Annotated in this window: 14 protein-coding genes; 11 read left to right on the top strand and 3 right to left on the bottom strand. The window is 48.3% G+C overall.

All coding sequences use genetic code 11. From position 1 onward, the window contains the following. Window positions 1-113: 113 nt before the first annotated feature. The 4 genes from ACYZZ0_RS18325 to ACYZZ0_RS18310 are packed head-to-tail and all read left to right on the top strand — an operon-like array spanning window position 114 to window position 3,875. Entirely contained in the window at window positions 114-341 is a 228-nt protein-coding gene (locus ACYZZ0_RS18325) for a hypothetical protein (protein ID WP_461538098.1), read from the top strand. Window positions 342-364: 23 nt separating this feature from the next. Next, the gene (locus tag ACYZZ0_RS18320) at window positions 365-2,290 is read left to right on the top strand and encodes a hypothetical protein (RefSeq protein WP_461538097.1); all 1,926 of its coding nucleotides are present in this window, start codon (window positions 365-367) and stop codon (window positions 2,288-2,290) included. 2 nt (window positions 2,291-2,292) lie between these two features. Further along, a complete protein-coding gene (locus tag ACYZZ0_RS18315) occupies window positions 2,293-3,105 on the top strand; it encodes a cupredoxin domain-containing protein (protein WP_461538096.1) in 813 nt (270 codons plus the stop codon). Between the two features lie 2 nt (window positions 3,106-3,107). Continuing rightward, window positions 3,108-3,875, top strand: a complete 768-nt coding sequence (locus ACYZZ0_RS18310; RefSeq protein WP_461538095.1) for a DUF6339 family protein — start codon at window positions 3,108-3,110, stop codon at window positions 3,873-3,875. Between the two features lie 133 nt (window positions 3,876-4,008). Here ACYZZ0_RS18310 and gatB read toward each other — a convergent pair whose 3' ends face one another. The 3 genes from gatB to gatC form a co-directional block, all read right to left on the bottom strand. After that, entirely contained in the window at window positions 4,009-5,457 is a 1,449-nt protein-coding gene (gene gatB / locus ACYZZ0_RS18305; protein WP_461538094.1) for an Asp-tRNA(Asn)/Glu-tRNA(Gln) amidotransferase subunit GatB, read from the bottom strand. 26 nt (window positions 5,458-5,483) lie between these two features. Continuing rightward, window positions 5,484-6,941 (bottom strand): Asp-tRNA(Asn)/Glu-tRNA(Gln) amidotransferase subunit GatA, encoded by a 1,458-nt coding sequence (gene gatA / locus ACYZZ0_RS18300; RefSeq protein ID WP_461538093.1) that lies wholly within the window; start codon window positions 6,939-6,941, stop codon window positions 5,484-5,486. A 63-nt stretch (window positions 6,942-7,004) separates the two neighbouring features. Continuing rightward, the gene (gatC, locus tag ACYZZ0_RS18295) at window positions 7,005-7,292 is read right to left on the bottom strand and encodes an Asp-tRNA(Asn)/Glu-tRNA(Gln) amidotransferase subunit GatC (protein ID WP_461538092.1); all 288 of its coding nucleotides are present in this window, start codon (window positions 7,290-7,292) and stop codon (window positions 7,005-7,007) included. Window positions 7,293-7,807: 515 nt separating this feature from the next. Here gatC and ACYZZ0_RS18290 point away from each other — a divergent pair. The 7 genes from ACYZZ0_RS18290 (at window position 7,808) to ACYZZ0_RS18260 (ending at window position 17,766) form a co-directional block, all read left to right on the top strand. Then, entirely contained in the window at window positions 7,808-8,851 is a 1,044-nt protein-coding gene (locus ACYZZ0_RS18290; RefSeq protein WP_461538091.1) for a rod shape-determining protein, read from the top strand. Between the two features lie 65 nt (window positions 8,852-8,916). Then, window positions 8,917-9,741, top strand: a complete 825-nt coding sequence (mreC, locus tag ACYZZ0_RS18285; protein ID WP_461538117.1) for a rod shape-determining protein MreC — start codon at window positions 8,917-8,919, stop codon at window positions 9,739-9,741. Window positions 9,742-9,840: 99 nt separating this feature from the next. Continuing rightward, window positions 9,841-10,347 carry a rod shape-determining protein MreD gene (gene mreD, locus ACYZZ0_RS18280; RefSeq protein ID WP_461538090.1) on the top strand — a complete coding sequence of 169 codons (507 nt, stop codon included), beginning with the start codon at window positions 9,841-9,843 and terminating at the stop codon, window positions 10,345-10,347. A 435-nt stretch (window positions 10,348-10,782) separates the two neighbouring features. Continuing rightward, entirely contained in the window at window positions 10,783-11,376 is a 594-nt protein-coding gene (locus ACYZZ0_RS18275) for a Maf family protein (RefSeq protein WP_461538089.1), read from the top strand. 21 nt (window positions 11,377-11,397) lie between these two features. Next, a complete protein-coding gene (rng, locus tag ACYZZ0_RS18270; protein ID WP_461538088.1) occupies window positions 11,398-12,873 on the top strand; it encodes a ribonuclease G in 1,476 nt (491 codons plus the stop codon). A 100-nt stretch (window positions 12,874-12,973) separates the two neighbouring features. Next, window positions 12,974-16,918 (top strand): YhdP family protein, encoded by a 3,945-nt coding sequence (locus ACYZZ0_RS18265; RefSeq protein WP_461538087.1) that lies wholly within the window; start codon window positions 12,974-12,976, stop codon window positions 16,916-16,918. After that, window positions 16,915-17,766 carry a carbon-nitrogen hydrolase family protein gene (locus tag ACYZZ0_RS18260; protein WP_461538086.1) on the top strand — a complete coding sequence of 284 codons (852 nt, stop codon included), beginning with the start codon at window positions 16,915-16,917 and terminating at the stop codon, window positions 17,764-17,766. The genes ACYZZ0_RS18265 and ACYZZ0_RS18260 overlap by 4 nt, the downstream gene beginning before the upstream one ends. The last annotated feature ends 36 nt before the right edge of the window (window positions 17,767-17,802 follow it).

Raw genomic sequence — 17,802 nt, 5'->3', positions numbered from 1 at the left:
TTTTTTATGTTTACCTCAATATATTTTCGTACATTTTCAATATATACGAAAATATATTGACAGTCTTTTTTGTTATGTGTACTATTGTTTATATTGTACATATGGTGGCATTTATGGCTAGAGAAGAAGATAGAAAAAAGTTCAAGGAATTGGCAGAGAAACGCGTAAATAAAGCATTAAAAGATATAAAGCTGATTGGAAATCTATCAAATAGAAGTAATTATGATTACACAGATCAGGATGCAAAAAAAATATATGGAGCTCTTAAAAAGTCTCTGGATGAGATGAAAGCTCGATTTGATAGCAATGGTTCTAACGAAGATGAAGGCTTTAAGCTGTAATCTATAGTGAAAGGAGATTCACTTTGTCAGATTGGTTTTTTCCTCTGCTTGGAGGCGGAGAAGAGCAAGGACTCAATGAGTCTGGAATTCAGACTTTTAAGAAAGCATCTGCACTTGGTAGAGAAACCTGCCAGAATATTGGTGATGTTCGTGACGGTTCAGGAAAACCTGCAATAGCAACCTTCGAACTTATACACCTACCTATAGAAGAGTTCCCGGGTTTAGAGCAGTTCAAAAAATGTTTTGAATCATGCAGGGACTATGTTTTAGCTGGGTTGAAAGATGGTACCGGGAATGAAAAAGAGTTCTTTCGTAATGGTATAAAAATATTAAACTCGAAGACTATACCTGTACTCCGAATTGGAGATGAAAATACTACAGGCTTAGTAGGCGATGATAGTGATAGGACAAAACCATTTTTTCGATTACTTAAGCAACAAGGCTCTAGTTCTGCACAAGGGGTAGGTGGTGGAACTTACGGCATAGGTCAACGAGCACCATTTGCTCACTCAGCACTTCGAACAGTTTTTTATTCAACAAAAACACCAGATGGTAATGCTTTCATTGCTAAATCAATTCTGGCAAGTTTTCCGCACCCAGAGGGCAGTGAAATCACTCAAGCAAAGGGTTGGTGGTGCGAAAAAAGTACAGATGGAAAATCTTGGAATACCATACGACAAACTAGCACTATTCCCAAAAGATTTTTGAGAGAAAACATCGGTACTGATTTGTGGGTTGTTGGCTTCAATAGTAGCGACTGGGAGAAATCAATAAGGCACTCTATTCTCGAGAACTTTTTCGCTGCAATTGAAAATAATCAGTTGGTCGTTAAGCTCAAAGAAAGTGATTGTCTTTTATCTGAAATATCTTCTGGAAATTTAGACCATCATCTTAAAGTGGCTGCTGAAGAAGCATTTTCCGAGCAAAATCATTCTGAATATACAAGCGGGCTTGGTTCAACAGTCTATTTTCATAAGGCCCTAGTTTCTCCACTAAATGGAGAACCCTTTACTACAGAAATTGCAAAGATTGGCACTGTCAAACTCTATCTTTACAGAGACAATGAAAATAAATCAATGCCAGACAGATGGGCAAAAATGCGATCTCCTCGTATTATTGTTCAGCACCATGGGAGCAGGCTTTTAAGTAACTTCGCAGCAGTATTAATCTGTGATAATGAGGATGGTAATCAATATCTTGCTCAGCTTGAGGGAGCTACTCATGAATGCTGGGATATAGAAGAAACAAGAAACTGGTCTACTGAACAGAAGAACGAAGCCAAAAAAGTACTAAATAGTATAAATGCCTTCGTGAGAAATACCTTAAAAAAAGTACGAGGTGAAAATCTTCAAGATGAGGAGGACATTCCTTTCTTAGGTAGATATTTACCATCTGAAGATGATGGTACTAACACTAAACCTGGAAATGAACTGACAGGCCAAAACTCTGATCAAGAAACTGGAGAAAAAAGAAGTAGAAATAAGAAAGCAGTAGTCCAAGTTACTGCAGCAAAACTCCCAAGGCCTTCTGCAAATGAACAGGATGATAAGCCTAGTTCAGGAAAGAAAGGGAAAAAGGCGTCTAAAGGGGAAAAGTCTCCCTCTGGAGGCAAAGGAAAAAGTGCGGGTTCTGAAGGTGCAGGACAAGGAAAAAAGCAAAAAGTTTTTGACTCAACAGTTGTGAATTTCAGAAGTTTCATTTCATATAAGAAATACAAAATAATTTTGACTGCAAAAAAAGACCTTTCAGGAATACTCAAGCTGAAAGCTATTGGAGAGGATAATGACTACCCCATTAATATAACTAAAGCAATCTCTGTTGATAATGGTGAGCATCTTTCTGTAAGCGATAGCCAAATTCTCGGCATCAACTTAATCAAAGGTCAGAAAACAACTTTATTAGTTGATATTAACTCTGATACAGAGCTTTGCCTTTCAATGGGGAATTAAGTATGAGCACTTATTTTTCATATCCATACCCAGTTTTAGGTAATGGTGATGATATAGGATCAGAGATACATGACCCTATTGTCGAATGTGATATTTCTGATGAAACTTTGAAAATCAATATTTCTGATTTATATACTAATTATCAGTATATTGATGACTTGATTTGTGACAATAAAGCAATTTGGCAAATAAGATTACTATGCCCACGAACATACGTCAGGCAAACATATACAACTAAAGATAAACAATGGGTGCATCATTGTTTGGGACAAGATTTCGAGGGAACTGTCAACGTAGAGATACAGGTAGTAGCAAATGCTGAAATGCCTAACTATAAGCCAATTGCTATGCATCAGGATTATAGTGATACTTCTTTCCATATAAAGCCTGGCGAAACCTTATCATCGCAAGCAACATATACATTTAATGTAGATAAAGATTATGACCCTTTAAAAGCGCCTGTTTCTTCAATTCTGAAGATAAGAAAAGGTGTACATAAAGAAGGTGCTTATAACGCTATTTTTGAAGAAGACTTCATTACAGTTGAGTTATCTGAAAAAGACTGGAGTGAGTATGCTGGAATACGGGATAGAATCCCTTCCTTTTTGCATGCCTCAATCGTCTTACCAGTCATTGCTGAAGCTATATCTCTTATGGATCGGTTTGAGTCAAATATCTGGTCTTCTCGCTTGAAAGAAATAATTTCGAACAAGGAAATCACTAGTAGCTCTTCATATGTTATTGCTCAGGAAATTCTTAATTTTCCTTTACAGAGAGCTTTTCTTGATATCAACGCATCTCTTGATAAGGGTTAAAAATGGATTCTTTAAAAATATTAAACAGCTCATCATTAAGTAAACTTCGTAGTGCTTTGCTTAATTCTGAAGATATACCTGAGCTATATCTAAACTCTGATATTAGACCTATATTCACAGAAGATTGTTTCGTAAATACAACTATAAAGGTGCCTTCAACAGTACCAAACCTAAAAGTTGATATCACCTCTGATAGGACTAGAGCAAAGGACGATGCCAAGAATGCACTGTTAATATATGAATACTTAGGTTCTCTTAGTCGCACCCAAGCATCAGATACTAGACTCTGGGTAACTCTTACGCACTCAATATTCTGGGATTATACCTTTGCTCGCTGGCCTTCAATCAGCAAAAACAGCTATATTCTTGAGCATTGGTTCGAGAAAAAAGGTGGGGGGCTCGGAGCTTTAAGAAGAAACTCCATCTCACGGTTATGGTGGGCTGCTTATTTGACCGTAGCTCCTTGGGAAAGAAACTCTGAGCTAGATGTTTTCAAATCATCAGATAGAGAAAAGTATACTCATATTCTTCTTTCGCAACAGCAAATATTCTTTGATGTATTAGAAAGAAGTTATGGCAGTAGTGACAAGGTAAGAATTTGCTTGCTGGATGCTTTATCGCACTTTCTTCCGAAAGTTAAGTCCAAGGATAATTTGTCTAAATCTGTTGTGAAAAAACTAAGTCTACTTATTAAGCATAAGCAGCTTGAATCAATCAGTATCAATAGTTTAAGAAAAGAGCTATACGATTTGGTTGAATCTTGTGTTTGATGTTTCAATTTTATACATGACCGAATTAGCTTTGTCATGTATAAAAAAACCAAAGAATTATATATAAACAAGATTGTTTGGAAGGGTTTGAATTCAGGGTGCTGATTTGTCGGCACCCTGAAATTATATCGATTTATCCTTCCAGCTTCTTCTTCAGAATCTGGTTAACCATTCCCGGGTTAGCCTTGCCTTTGGAGGCCTTCATGCACTGACCCACAAAGAAGCCAATCATCTTGCCGCGCTTTTCAACCGGCGCTGCACGATAATTATCGACCTGCTGGGCATTGGCCGCCAGTACTTCGTCAATCATGGTTTCGATTGCACCGGTATCGGTTACCTGCTTCAGGCCTTTCTTCTCGATCACTTCATCCGCATCTTTGCCTTCACCATTCCACAGGGCTTCAAACACCTGCTTGGCGATTTTGCCGGAGATGGTATTGTCCTTGATACGCAGAATCAGACCGCCCAGCATTTCGGCTGTAACCGGGCTGTTGCTGATAGCGATTTCATTCTGGTTCAGGGACTTGGACAGTTCACCCATTACCCAGTTGGCAGCCAGTTTGGCATCACCACTGGTTTTGGCAGTAGCTTCAAAGTAAGCGGCTGTGGTCTGGTCGCCGGACAGAATTTCAGCGTCGTATTCGCCCAGACCCAGATCGCGGATAAAGCGTGCTTTCTTGGCATCCGGCATTTCCGGCATTTCGCCACGCAGCTTGTCCAGCAGGCTGTCTTCTATCACTACCGGCAGCAGATCGGGGCAGGGGAAGTAACGGTAGTCGTTAGCTTCTTCCTTGCTGCGCATGGAGCGGGCTTCGTCGGTGTCGCCGTTGTACAGGCGGGTTTCCTGAATGACGGTGCCGCCGTCTTCAATCAGATCGATCTGGCGTTCGATCTCCTTGTTGATGGCGCGTTCCATAAAGCGGAAAGAGTTCAGGTTCTTGGTTTCGGTACGGGTGCCAAGCTTGCTCTCACCTTTCGGACGTACAGAAACGTTGACGTCGAAACGCATAGAGCCCTGAGACATTTCACCGTCGCAGATACCCAGCGTAGTAACGATAGAGTGCAGCTTCTTGGCAAAAGCAACCGCCTCTTTGGCGTTACTCATATCCGGCTCGGTTACGATCTCGATCAGCGGCGTACCGGCACGGTTCAAGTCAATACCTGACATACCCTGGAAGTCTTCGTGCAGGCTCTTGCCGGCATCTTCTTCCAGGTGCGCGTGATGGATGCGAACCGACTTGCTGCTACCGTCGTCCAGCATGATATCGACATGACCGGCACCCACAATCGGACGCTCCAGCTGAGTGGTCTGGTAGCCCTTGGGCAGGTCAGGATAGAAGTAGTTTTTACGTTCGAAGGCGTTGATCTTGTTGATCTCGGCGTCAATACCCAGACCAAATTTGATGGCCATATTTACTGCTTCGGCGTTCAGTACCGGCAGTACGCCCGGCAGACCCAGGTCAACCGCGCAGGCCTGTGTGTTCGGAGCCGCACCAAATGCGGTGGAGGCGCCGGAAAAAATCTTGGTTTTGGTGGCGAGCTGGACGTGAATTTCCAACCCGATAACCGCTTCCCATGCCATGTCTAAAACCTCGTCTTGGATGCGTTTCAGGCTGTCAGGCCAGTTGGAGATTGCAGGTGCCAGTCAGTAACCTGCTGGAACTTGTGACCGATATTCAGCAGTCGGGCTTCGTCAAAGTCACGACCGATAATCTGCAAGCCAACCGGACGACCATTTACAAAACCGGCAGGTACAGACATACCCGGCAGGCCAGCCAGGTTGAGGGAAATGGTGTAGATATCCTGCAGGTACATGGATACCGGATCCTTGGTGTTGGCACCCAGATCAAATGCAGGAGTCGGTGCGTTCGGGCCCATCAGTACATCAACTTCGGACAGTGCCTTGGTAAAGTCTTCACGAACCAGACGACGAATCTGTTGTGCCTTGCGGTAGTAGGCATCGTAGTAACCGGAAGACAGCGCATAAGTGCCGACCAGAATACGACGCTGCACTTCTTCACCAAAACCTTCGCTGCGGCTGCGCTTGTACAGGTCTTCCAGATTCTTCGGGTTTTCGCAGCGGTAACCGAAACGAACGCCGTCAAAGCGGGACAGGTTGGTGGAAGCTTCAGCCGGTGCAATAACATAGTAAGCGGGCAGGGACAGTGCTGCGTTCGGCAGGCTGACTTCCTTGATAGTGGCGCCCAGCTTCTCGTATTCGCGGATAGCATCGCGAACAACCTGCTCTACGCCGCTGTCGAGACCTTCGGCAAAGAACTCTTTTGGCAGGCCGATCTTCAGGCCGTCCAGAGGTTTGTCCAGATCAGCGGTGTAATCCGGTACTTCCTTATTAATGCAGGTGGAGTCTTTCGGGTCGAAACCGGCCATTACATTCAGCATCATCGCTGCATCTTCAGCGGTACGGGTCATCGGGCCCGCCTGATCCAGACTGGAGGCGTAAGCGATCATACCCCAGCGGGACACACGGCCGTAGGTCGGCTTGATACCGGTAATGCCACACATGGAAGCTGGCTGGCGAATGGAGCCGCCGGTGTCGGTACCGGTTGCACCGGCTGCCAGCTGGGCAGCGATACAGGCAGCACTGCCGCCGGAAGAACCACCGGGAATGGCTTTAATATCCCACGGGTTTTTTACCGCACCGTAAAAGCTGTTTTCGTTGGAAGAGCCCATGGCGAACTCATCCATATTGGTTTTGCCCAGCATAATCGCACCGGCATCGCGGAAATTGGCGGTAACGGTGGATTCGTAAGGGGCAATAAAGTTGTCCAGAATTTTGGAGCCGCAGCTGGTGCGAACGCCTTCGGTGCAGAACAGGTCTTTGTGAGCCAGTGGAATACCGGTCAGGGCATTGAAGTCTCCGGCAGCACGGCGGGCATCGGCCTGACGGGCCGCTTCCAGCGCCTGATCACCGGTCACGGTGATGTAGCTGTTAAATTGTGGATCCAGAGTTTCAATGCGGCCGAGGTAATGTTGAGTCAGCTCAACGCTGGAAATCTCACCTGCGGCCAGCGCTTTTGACTGTTCAGCCAGTGTTTTTTCGTGCATGGGTTCGGTTCGTAATCAGGTTAATAAAGGATGCTGCCGGAATCGGGAACAGGGCGGCGGGCATCACTCAATAACTTTGGGTACCAGGAACAGGCCTTCTTCGGTGGCCGGTGCGTGCTGCTGCAGTTTTTCACGCTGGTCAGTTTCGGTTACTTCGTCAGCACGCAGGCGCTGAACCGCATCCAGCGGGTGAGCCATAGGCTCGATACCTTTGGTATCGATGGCCTGCATCTGGTCAATCATTCCGAGAATGCCTTGCAGGCTCTCTGTAGTGCGTTCAATCTGGGTTTCGTCTATAGACAGACGCGCAAGGTGGGCAACTGCTTCCACCTCTTTTCGGTCAATGGCCATGCTGTCGCTCCGGCTTGTGAAAACCAGCTAAATGCTTTTAGGCAGGTTTGGGTGTAATCTGGAACTTCATGAAAAACTCGATACTCGAATCCATAACCGGAATGAGCATGCTGTTTTTTCATGGTGAGCAGCAGGCTAATGTAGGGGTATGACCGTTCAATCTCAAGTGCTGGACGTTATTTCCGTACTTCAGCACGATGATTTTGACCCAATGCCGTGATAACAGCAGAAATATGCGGTCAAAAGAATAAAAAAATCAGGCGTTAAATCAAGTCGGACATGATTCCGGGTTGCTGTAAACTTGCGCCGTTGATACATTTGCAGAATTATGGGAAGTGGTCTGCTGAGAGTGTTCGTCACTTTATAATATATACGGGCATGCAGTGGCTTGTTCATCAGGAGTGACCGTCATGAACGACCGTCAGGAATGAAGAAAACTGCATATTCAGGATTTTATGGCTGTTTCAACTGAACGCTGTCAACAGATCACTCGATTACCGAGGTAATCTCAACAGATGCTATTTCCGAAAAAATTACGCGGTTTGTTTTCCAGCGACCTTTCCATCGACCTGGGAACAGCCAATACACTGGTTTATGTACGTGACAAGGGTATCGTTCTTGATGAACCCTCTGTTGTTGCAATTCGCAATCATGGCAGCCAGAAAAGTGTGGTGGCGGTAGGTACCGACGCCAAGCGCATGCTGGGACGTACTCCCGGCAATATTACCGCCATTCGTCCGATGAAAGACGGGGTTATTGCCGACTTTGATGTCTGTGAACGGATGCTGCAGCACTTTATTAACAAGGTGCACGAAAATACCTTTATCCAGCCCAGCCCGCGCGTGCTGGTCTGTGTTCCCTGCAAATCAACCAAGGTTGAGCGCCGGGCGATTCGTGAATCGGTGATGGGTGCCGGTGCACGTGAAGCCTATTTAATTGAGGAGCCAATGGCAGCTGCCATCGGTGCAGGTCTGCCGGTTGAAGAAGCCAGTGGCTCCATGGTGGTGGATATCGGTGGTGGTACGACCGAGATCGCCATTATCTCGCTGAGTGGTGTGGTTTACTCCGATACCGTGAAGATCGGTGGTGACCGTTTTGACGAGGCCATTGTGACTTATGTGCGTCGCAATTACGGCAGCCTGATCGGTGATGCTACCGCTGAACGCATCAAGCAGGAAATCGGCTGTGCTTACCCCAGCGATGATGTATTGGAAATTGATGTGCGTGGTCGTAACCTGGCCGAAGGTATTCCGCGCAGCTTTACCCTGAACAGCAGTGAAATTCTGGAAGCACTGCAGGAATCTCTGGCTGCCATTGTGCAGGCCGTGAAGAGTGCTCTGGAGCAGTCTCCGCCGGAACTGGCTTCCGATATTGCCGAGAAGGGCATGGTGCTGACCGGTGGTGGTGGTCTGCTGCGTGACCTGGACACCCTGTTGAGTGAAGAAACCGGCCTGCCGGTGATTGTGGCTGAAGATCCGCTGACCTGTGTCGCCCGTGGTGGTGGCCGTGCACTGGATATGATGGACAAGCACCGCATGGATCTGCTCTCAACCGAATAACGGGATAAACGGTTCTGCCTGTTTCATGCTGAAGCGGGCAGCACTGCAAGCCTGGAGAGAAGACAATTAAACCGATATTCAAGCGTGGTCGCACCCTCTGGTCTCGCTTTCTGGTATTGGTCATTCTGTCACTGGCTCTGCTGTTTGTGGATCAGCGCATGAATTATCTGGCGCCGGTTCGCTCGTGGCTGACAGTGGCCGTTACTCCTGTTCAGTGGCTGGCTGATATGCCGGTTCGGCTGTGGTCAATGGTGTCCGATGCTTTTGTCTCCCGCAGTCTGATTCAGGAAGAAAATGCCCGCCTGAAAGCAAAAAACCTGATTCTGCAGCAGCAAGTGCTGAAACTGGAAGCACTGACAGCGCAGAATATTCGCCTGAAAGCCCTGCTCAATTCCACCGAGACGCTGGAAGATCAGGTGAAGGTCGCAGAGATCATTGGTGTCAATCCCGACCCCTCCGTGCAGCAGATCATTATTAACAAGGGCTCCCAGGATGGTGTGTTCCTTGGTCAGGCAGTACTGGATGCAACCGGGGTTATGGGACAAGTGGTGGAAGTCAGTCCGTTCAGTAGCCGGGTTATGCTGGTCACTGATGCCAGCAGCAGGATTCCCGCCGAGGTGAACCGCTCCGGCGTGCGCATGATTGCGGCCGGAACCGGATTGCCGGACAAACTGGACTTGTTACATGTTTCCGATACGGCAGATATCCAGGAAGGGGATCTGCTGACCAGTTCGGGCATGGGGCAGCGGTTTCCGGTGGGCTATCCGCTGGGTAAGGTGAGTCGGGTTGTACATGACCCGGGCAAGGCGTTTGCCCGGATTGAGGTCGTTCCTGCTGCTCATCTGAACCGAGGACGATTGGTACTGTTGCTGTTTTCTGAAACAGAATAGTTTTGTTTTACTGGTAACCGGCCTTGTCTGACGCCGGTTACCTGGCGTTACGAGTCATATATTTCATGGATGAAAGCCGCTTCAGGGAGAACTGTGGCGATGCACTCGGATTATGGAGTCATGATGGGGACTGCACGGGGGCAGTGGGTTGTCCTGCTGAGTGTGCTGGTAGCTTATGTCCTGAGTCTGGTACCGCTGCCTGAGGTATTGATGTCGGCCCGGCCTTACTGGCTGGCTTTGGTAGTGATGTACTGGGTACTGGCGTTACCGCAACGTTATGGTCTTTTTTTCGCCTGGGGTACCGGGTTGCTGCTTGATGTTATGGAAGGAGCGATCCTGGGGCAGAATGCGCTGACCATGGTTATGGTCAGTATGATTACCCTGAAGCTGCATCAGCGGTTGCGTATGTATCCCTGGTGGCAACAGTCTTTTATGGTGCTGGTGATTATTGGCATTGCCGAGATGATGAAGCTCTGGGTGAAAAGTGCCATTGCTAACCGTCTGCCTTCACTGTACATGCTGATGCCGGCATTAAGCAGTGCCTTTCTTTGGCCCTGGATTTACGCGATCCTGCGTTACCTGCGGCAGCGATTCAATGTGTCGTAATCAGGCTTTCTGTTTACTTCTTTGATTTAGGGGCTGTTGACAATTAAACATGCGACCAGCCGCCCATGGATTACGCCAGGTTAGGCGCGAGCTGTGCGGTGTGGTTATTCCACATAAACAGTGAGCAACGCGGCATGGCGTAATCCATGGGCGGCCCTTCGGGTTCATCACACAAGCCCTCATGCCACGTTGAACGGCTTGAACATGGAACCACCATGCCCCGCGCCGCTCGCCTTACCTGAGGGCTTGTGTGATGAACTGGTCACATGTTTAATTGTCAACAGCCCCTAGTTATATGTGCCTGTAGCCGTTGTGGCTACAGGCACACATCGACCTTTCATTTCGTTTATTTCTATAACCATCCGCAAAGGGCTTGGCCTGCGGTCGGGTTTTTCATATATCATGCAAGGGAATTGAAAGATTTTTGATTTCCGCATGATTTATCTGGCTTCACAATCGCCCCGGCGGGCAGAACTACTGCAACAGATCGGTGTGCCTTTTTCAGTATCCCCGGCGGATATTGACGAGACCCCGTTTGATCACGAGCAGCCGGAGGCTTATGTCCGCCGAATGGCAACGACCAAGGCGCAAACAGTCTGGCAGCGACTTGAAACGTCGCAATCAGCACCACTACCCCCTGTACTGGCAGCAGATACCAGTGTTGTTATTGATCAACAGATTCTAGGCAAACCGGCTGACCGTGAAGACGGTATCCGGATGTTGATACAACTTTCCGACCGAATTCACAGTGTTCTTACCGGTGTGGCTGTTTTCGATGGTAAACAGCTGCACCAGGCGGTGGTGGAAACCCGTGTGGTGTTTGCACCGATTGATAGGGCGCTGGCTGAACGCTACTGGAGTACCGGTGAACCGGTCGATAAAGCCGGTGGTTACGGAATACAGGGGAAGGGTGCAGTGCTGGTTGAGCGCATTGATGGCTGTTATTCCAATGTGGTCGGACTGCCGCTGGCAGAGACGGCGAAGCTGCTGAAAACATGCGGAGTAGGGTTTTGGCATTCTAATCCTTGAAAAGCAGCGGGCAGATGTTGAATGAGTGAAGAAATTCTAATGAATGTGTCACCGATGGAATCACGGGTTTCCGTGGTTGAAAACGGTGTACTACAGGAAGTTTATATCGAGCGCAGTCGCAGCCGGGGCATTGTTGGCAATGTCTACAAGGGCAAGGTTGTCAGGGTTTTACCCGGGATGCAGGCGGCTTTTGTTGATATCGGGCTGGAGCGGGCGGCATTTATTCATGTCAGTGAAATTCAGGCCAAGGCGGATGCTCCGCGACAGGGAGAAAGTGGAGAGCCTAATATTTTGGGTCTTGTCCATGAAGGCCAGTCGCTGGTGGTACAGGTTACCAAGGACCCTATTGGTAGCAAAGGTGCCCGGCTGACAACCCACCTATCGATTCCTGCCCGCTATCTCGTCTTTATGCCCCACAACAACCATGTTGGTATTTCTCTCCGGATTGATGACAGTCAGGAGCGTGACCGGCTGAAGGAGCTGGTGGAAAAGTGCATTGAAGAAGAGCAGCTGAGTGAGCGGGGCGGTTTTATTCTGCGCACCGCTGCTGAAGGTGTGGGCGAATCTGAAATCCGGGCTGATATTTTGTTCCTGCACCGGTTATGGGGAACGATTGAAGAGGCCATCAAAGAATCAAAAGCGCCGGCCTGTGTTTATGAAGACCTGCCACTTCACCTGCGTACCATGCGAGATCTGGTTAACCCGAATATTGAACGTATCCGGATCGATTCCCGGGAGACCTTTGAGAAGGTTTCCAAGTTTGTAAAAAAACTGGTGCCACAGGTTGATGGCCGGGTTGAATATTACTCTGGCGAACGTCCGATTTTTGACCTGTTCGGGGTTGAAGATGAAATTACCCGGGCGTTAGGGCGTAAGGTCCAGCTTAAATCCGGTGGTTACCTGATTATCGATCAGACCGAAGCGATGACCACCATTGATGTGAATACCGGTGGTTTTGTCGGACATCGCAATCTGGAAGAAACCATCTTCAAAACCAATCTGGAAGCGTCCACGACAATTGCCAGACAACTGCGGCTTCGTAACCTCGGCGGTATTATCATTATCGACTTTATCGATATGGAAGATGCCGAACACCAGCGTCAGGTATTGCGTACACTGGAAAAGTCACTGGAAAACGACCATGCCAAAACCGGTATTACCGGTGTTACCGAGCTGGGCCTGGTGCAGATGACCCGCAAGCGTACCCGGGAAAGTCTGGAAAATACTCTGTGTGAAGCCTGTCCGACTTGTAATGGCCGTGGCATGCTGAAAACAGCAGAAACCATCTGCTATGAGATTTTCCGGGAAATCCTGCGTAATGCCCGTGCCTATGAAAACGACGCTTATCTGGTACTGGCAGCGCAGTCCGTTGTTGACCGGTTGCTGGATGAAGAGTCGGATAACGTCGCCAATGTTGAAGCGTTTATCGACAAGACTATTCGCTTCCAGGTTGAGCCGATGTATACACAGGAACAGTTCGACGTTGTTCTGGTGTAAATCCTGAAGTCATATATACGCGTATTCTGTTAATAGCGGAATACGCACTCCTTTTTAAAAGGCCCAGGGATTTGAGGCCTTATTGCAGAATCACTGATAGATGAAAAAAATTGTCTGGCACTGCTTTCGCGGACTGTGGTTTATCAAGCTGGGAATGCTGTTGATCATTGCATTGGCCCTGCTTGCGACCCGAATCGCAATCAATGAGCTTCCGGCTTACCGGGGGCAGATTCAGCAGCTGCTTGAAGATCGGCTGGAAGTGCCAGTAAAGGTTGGACTGCTGCGAGGTAGCTGGCAGGGGTTTAATCCGGCAATTGCCATGGAGAATCTGTATATCGGCAGTGGGAATGGCGCACTGGTGATTAAGGATGCAGTAATGGAACTTGATTCTATTGGCAGCCTGAGATCATTGTCGCCTGTTTTCCGATCATTTCGTATCAGTCAGCTCGAAGCCCGGTTGAAGCAAAACGCTGTTGATAACGGCTGGCAACTGGCAGGATTTGATAGTCCACCCGTATCTGATGCAACCGCCAGTACGAACAAAAGTGATGCAGACAAGACGACAAGGAACCTGGTAAGTCTGTTTCTTGAACAGTCATATATTGAAGTCAGCCATATATATCTGAATTTTAAACCGGTTCAGGGTGATCCGGTTTCATTGCTTGGTCAGAACTTTCAGTTGCTCGATAAGGGTGAAACATCCGCTGTACAACTGATGCTGCAAGTATCGCAGGGACAGCCTGTTAATATCAGTGCAGAAATTGAAAAGTCACTTGAGGCGGGTAATTTCTATCTTCAAACTTCCCGTTTTCGGCCTGATTTACTGCAAGGTCTGTTGCCTTCTGAACAGCAGCAACAATTCTCTCTGGCACCGCTCAACCTAGGCACTCAGATCTGGGGACGTTTCGATCCGAAGGCGTGGTCGATTCAGGGCAACTTGAATATTCCCCAATTACAGTTTGCTTTAAGTGGTGTTGAGCAACCAGCGATAGAGTCCCTCTCAACCAGCTTTTCTGCTCAGGGTTTCTTTAAGCAGAATGAGTCGGGGGAGGTTTCAAATCCCTGGTTATGGCAAGTGGCTGTTCAGGATCTGGGTTTCAAGCGTGGTGAATATACGATCGAACCGGCATCGTTTTACCTTGCTGCGGCAAATTCAAAAGAAAGGCAGTTGACGCTTGCTGCGGATCGTGTCGACCTGGCTCCGGTCAGGGACATGGTACTTGATTTGCCCCTGCTGGAAGGTACCGGGCGCAGTGTATTGGAAACACTTAACCCTGATGGTCAGCTGGAACATATCACCTTGCGATGGAGCCCTTTGCAAGAAGGTAAAGATCTTGATTTTGATCTGAGTGCCAGCCTGAAAGAAGTATCTGTTGCAGCTTGGGAAGATGCACCTTCAGGGGCCGGTGTAAATGCTCAGCTGAGAATGGGGCCGCGTTATGGTTACCTCGATCTCGATACGGAAAATTTCAGCCTTGGGTTGCCGGAGCTGTTTCGGGATACCTGGCACTACCAGCTTGCAAAAGGTCGGCTGGCCTGGGAATTGACCGACGGTCTGTACCGGCTGGATGTTAATCATCTGAAGTTGAAAGGTGAAGAAGGTGATCTCAGTGTAGCGCTGCAGCTGGATATTCCCTTTGGGCGCCTGAGTACCAGGCCGATTAGTATGAAACTGGCCGCCGGGCTGAAGGATGGTGACGGCAGTTATACCAGTAAGTACCTTCCTGCCCGCTCAGGTATGAGCCAGGGTCTGGTCAAGTGGCTTGATAACAGTATCAAGGCTGCCTTTGTTAATGAAGGCGCCTATATGATGAATGGTCCATTGAGCAATCTGGGCTATGGCAGCATCGAGAATGTCTATGCGTTGTTCTTTGACGTCAAGGATGCCGAGCTGGATTATGACCCCGCATGGCCCCGACTGAAAGATGTTACTGCAATGGTTGTGGTGGATCCTGACCGGGTTGATGTAACGGCTTCCCAGGCCCGCTTGTACAAAGATACGGTTGCCAGTCATGTGGATGTCAGTGTGCCGGGAATTGAAGATGATAAGCACCCACTGATGTTACACGTCAAAGGTGATCTGAAAACCAATGGTCGTGATGGTTTGACCTTGCTTCGTACCTCTCCGGTTGCAACTCTGCTGGGAAATGAAGCGGATAACTGGAATCTGGAAGGGCGTTTCGATGTTGGTTTAAAGCTCGATATTCCACTTGATGACGGGGCTGAGGAATTTGTTCGAGTGGATGTGCAGGCAGAGAATGGCCGCTTCACCGAACAGCGTCAGAATCTGGATATAACCGATATTCAGGGAGACCTGTTTTATGATTCCAAACTGGGACTGGTTGCTGATGAGCTGACAGGAAAGTTATGGAATGACCCGCTGCAGTTATCGATTACAACGGTGTCTCCGGCGCAAAAGCCGGTTTACCAGTTCAAGCTTGAACACGAAACCCGGGCTGAGGCACTGAAGGCCTGGTTACCGATACTGGACAGTAAACTGTATTCCGGAGAGCTGAACTATTCCGGTCTGTTGGCTATATCCGCTGATGAGCCTGCCAGATTGATGGTTTCAAGCAAGCTGCAAGGTACAGCCATTAATCTGCCGACACCGTTTGGTAAAAAAGCTAATGACCCAGCCGAGTTAATGCTTGATCTGTCTTTTGCCAGTGCAGGTGGAGAGGTTTATGGCAGCTATTTGAACCAGAGCAGTACTGAGCTGGCAAAGCTTGCACTGTCTTATGATGATAAGGGTGTTAATGCTGTCAGTGTCGGTTTGGGTGGTTCCGGACCTGACACTTTAAACCCGGGATTTATTCGCTTGCAGGGTAAAGTAAGCGAACTGAATGAAAAAGAGTGGAGTGATTTTATCCAGCAGAATCAGGGGCAGGCAGCCTTTGATGTAATTAATCGTGAAGGCCCGGAAGCCAATCGCAGTATGCGGCTGGAAGTGAGTCAGCTGCAGATAGACAAGTTCAGGTTGGGAGATACTGAGACAAGTAATATTTCTGTATCAGCTCTGAGTCAGGTCGACGGCATTGATATCCAGATTAACAGCGAGCAGGTCAGAGGCAGTCTGCTGAAGCCCTATAAGTCAGACAAACCGTGGCAGGTAGTTATTGACCGATTGCAGTTGGTGGCGGAAGAAGGGGTCGAGTCGGAGCTTTGGAGTAGTGATTCCGATCAGGATGCCTTGGCAGATATGGATCCGGCACAGCTGCCTGCAATGAATGTAACCGGGAGCAGGGTTAACCTGGGAACCTTGAAAGTTGACTCCTTCAGCTTCAAAACACGGCCACAGGAAAATGGTGTCCAGATCACAGACCTGAACCTGGAGCGAGCAGGAGCAAAGCTGGCCGGTACGCTTGACTGGTACTATCTGGAAGGTGCTCATAACAGTCAGTTTTCCGGCCAGCTGGAGACCGGAAAGATTGGCGATCTGTTGCGGGATTTTGGTCATGATAAATTTATGGTCGCTGACCGAACGACATTGTCAGGTGATTTGCGCTGGTCCGGTTCGCCGGCTTACCTGAATGCGTCACGCCTGGAAGGTAACAGCTCTATAGATATCCGTGACGGACGCTTTCCCAAGGGTTCTTCAACTTCTGCCCTGAGGATTTTCGGTGTTCTGAATATTGATTCGATTATGCGCCGGCTGAAACTGGATTTTTCGGATCTTTATCGTTCAGGGCTTAGCTTTGATCGGATTAAGGGTGAAACTAGATTTGATCATGGTGTGATTTCCTTTCCTAAGCCGCTGGAAGTTACGGGCCCTTCATCAGACTTTATTCTCGGAGGTTCCATGAACCTGCCTGAGGACAGGCTTGATATGGAACTGGCGGTTACTCTGCCGGTGACTGAGAATCTGCCGCTGGTCGGGTTGCTGCTGGGACAACCGCAAATTGCCGGAGCCATTTATCTGTTCGATAAATTGCTGGGTAAAAAAGTGCAGCAGTTTGCCAGTCTCCGTTACAAAATTACCGGCAGTCTGGACAAGCCGGATGTTGAACTGGATCGGGTATTTTCTGACAAGGTGAAAAAGGGATGAGTGCTGACATCCTCTATAAGGCTGCTGTTGTGCAAATGTGCTCCGGTACTGGAATTGGAGCGAACCTCAAGCAAGCCTCGCTGCAGATAGGCTTTGCAGCAAAAAAAGGTGCCCGTCTGGTTGTGCTGCCGGAGATGTTTGCCGCAATTGGAGGTGATGCAGCGCGGTTTGGCCCTGCCGCTTCGTCGGAACGGCAGCTTATGGCGGAACTGGCAAAGCAGCATGGTATCTGGCTGATCGCGGGGACACTGCCGTGTTGCACTCCGAAAGATTCAGGTATTCCGGGTGACAAGGCATGGGCCAGCTGCTTTGTTTATGATCCGAGCGGAAATGAAGTCGTTCGATATGACAAGATTCATCTGTTTGATGCTGAAGTGACGGATGGCAAAAAACAGTACCGTGAATCGGATCATTACCGGCCGGGATATGACCCAGTTGTTTTTGATACACCCTTTGGCCGGGTCGGGTTGGCGATCTGTTTTGATCTGCGATTCCCGGAACTGTTTCGTGAACTGCGACAGCTGGGTGCTGAAGTTATCTGTGTTCCGGCAGCTTTTACCAAAGTAACCGGTGAAGCCCACTGGGAAGTATTGCTGCGTGCCCGGGCTATTGAAAACCAGTGCTGGGTACTGGGGGCCAACCAGAGCGGAAAACATGAAGAAGGGCGTGAAACCTGGGGACATTCGATGATTGTTTCTCCCTGGGGAGACACTAAAGTCCTGTCTGATTTTTCGCCGGGCGTCTTGTTCCAGACAATTAATTTGACCCAGGTCGAACAGCTCAGAAAGAAAATGCCGGGCGCGCCACAAATGCTTTCTTGTGACCCATCCTCGACTTCCCTACCATAGAGCTATACACAGCTATATAGAGCGATATATAGCTCT

Source organism: Spongorhabdus nitratireducens (assembly GCA_947387575.1).
Classification (GTDB): Bacteria; Pseudomonadota; Gammaproteobacteria; order Pseudomonadales; family Endozoicomonadaceae; genus CANDOC01.
The sequence above is the reverse complement of the archived record's forward strand: the minus strand, read 5'-3'. Positions and strand labels throughout refer to the sequence as shown.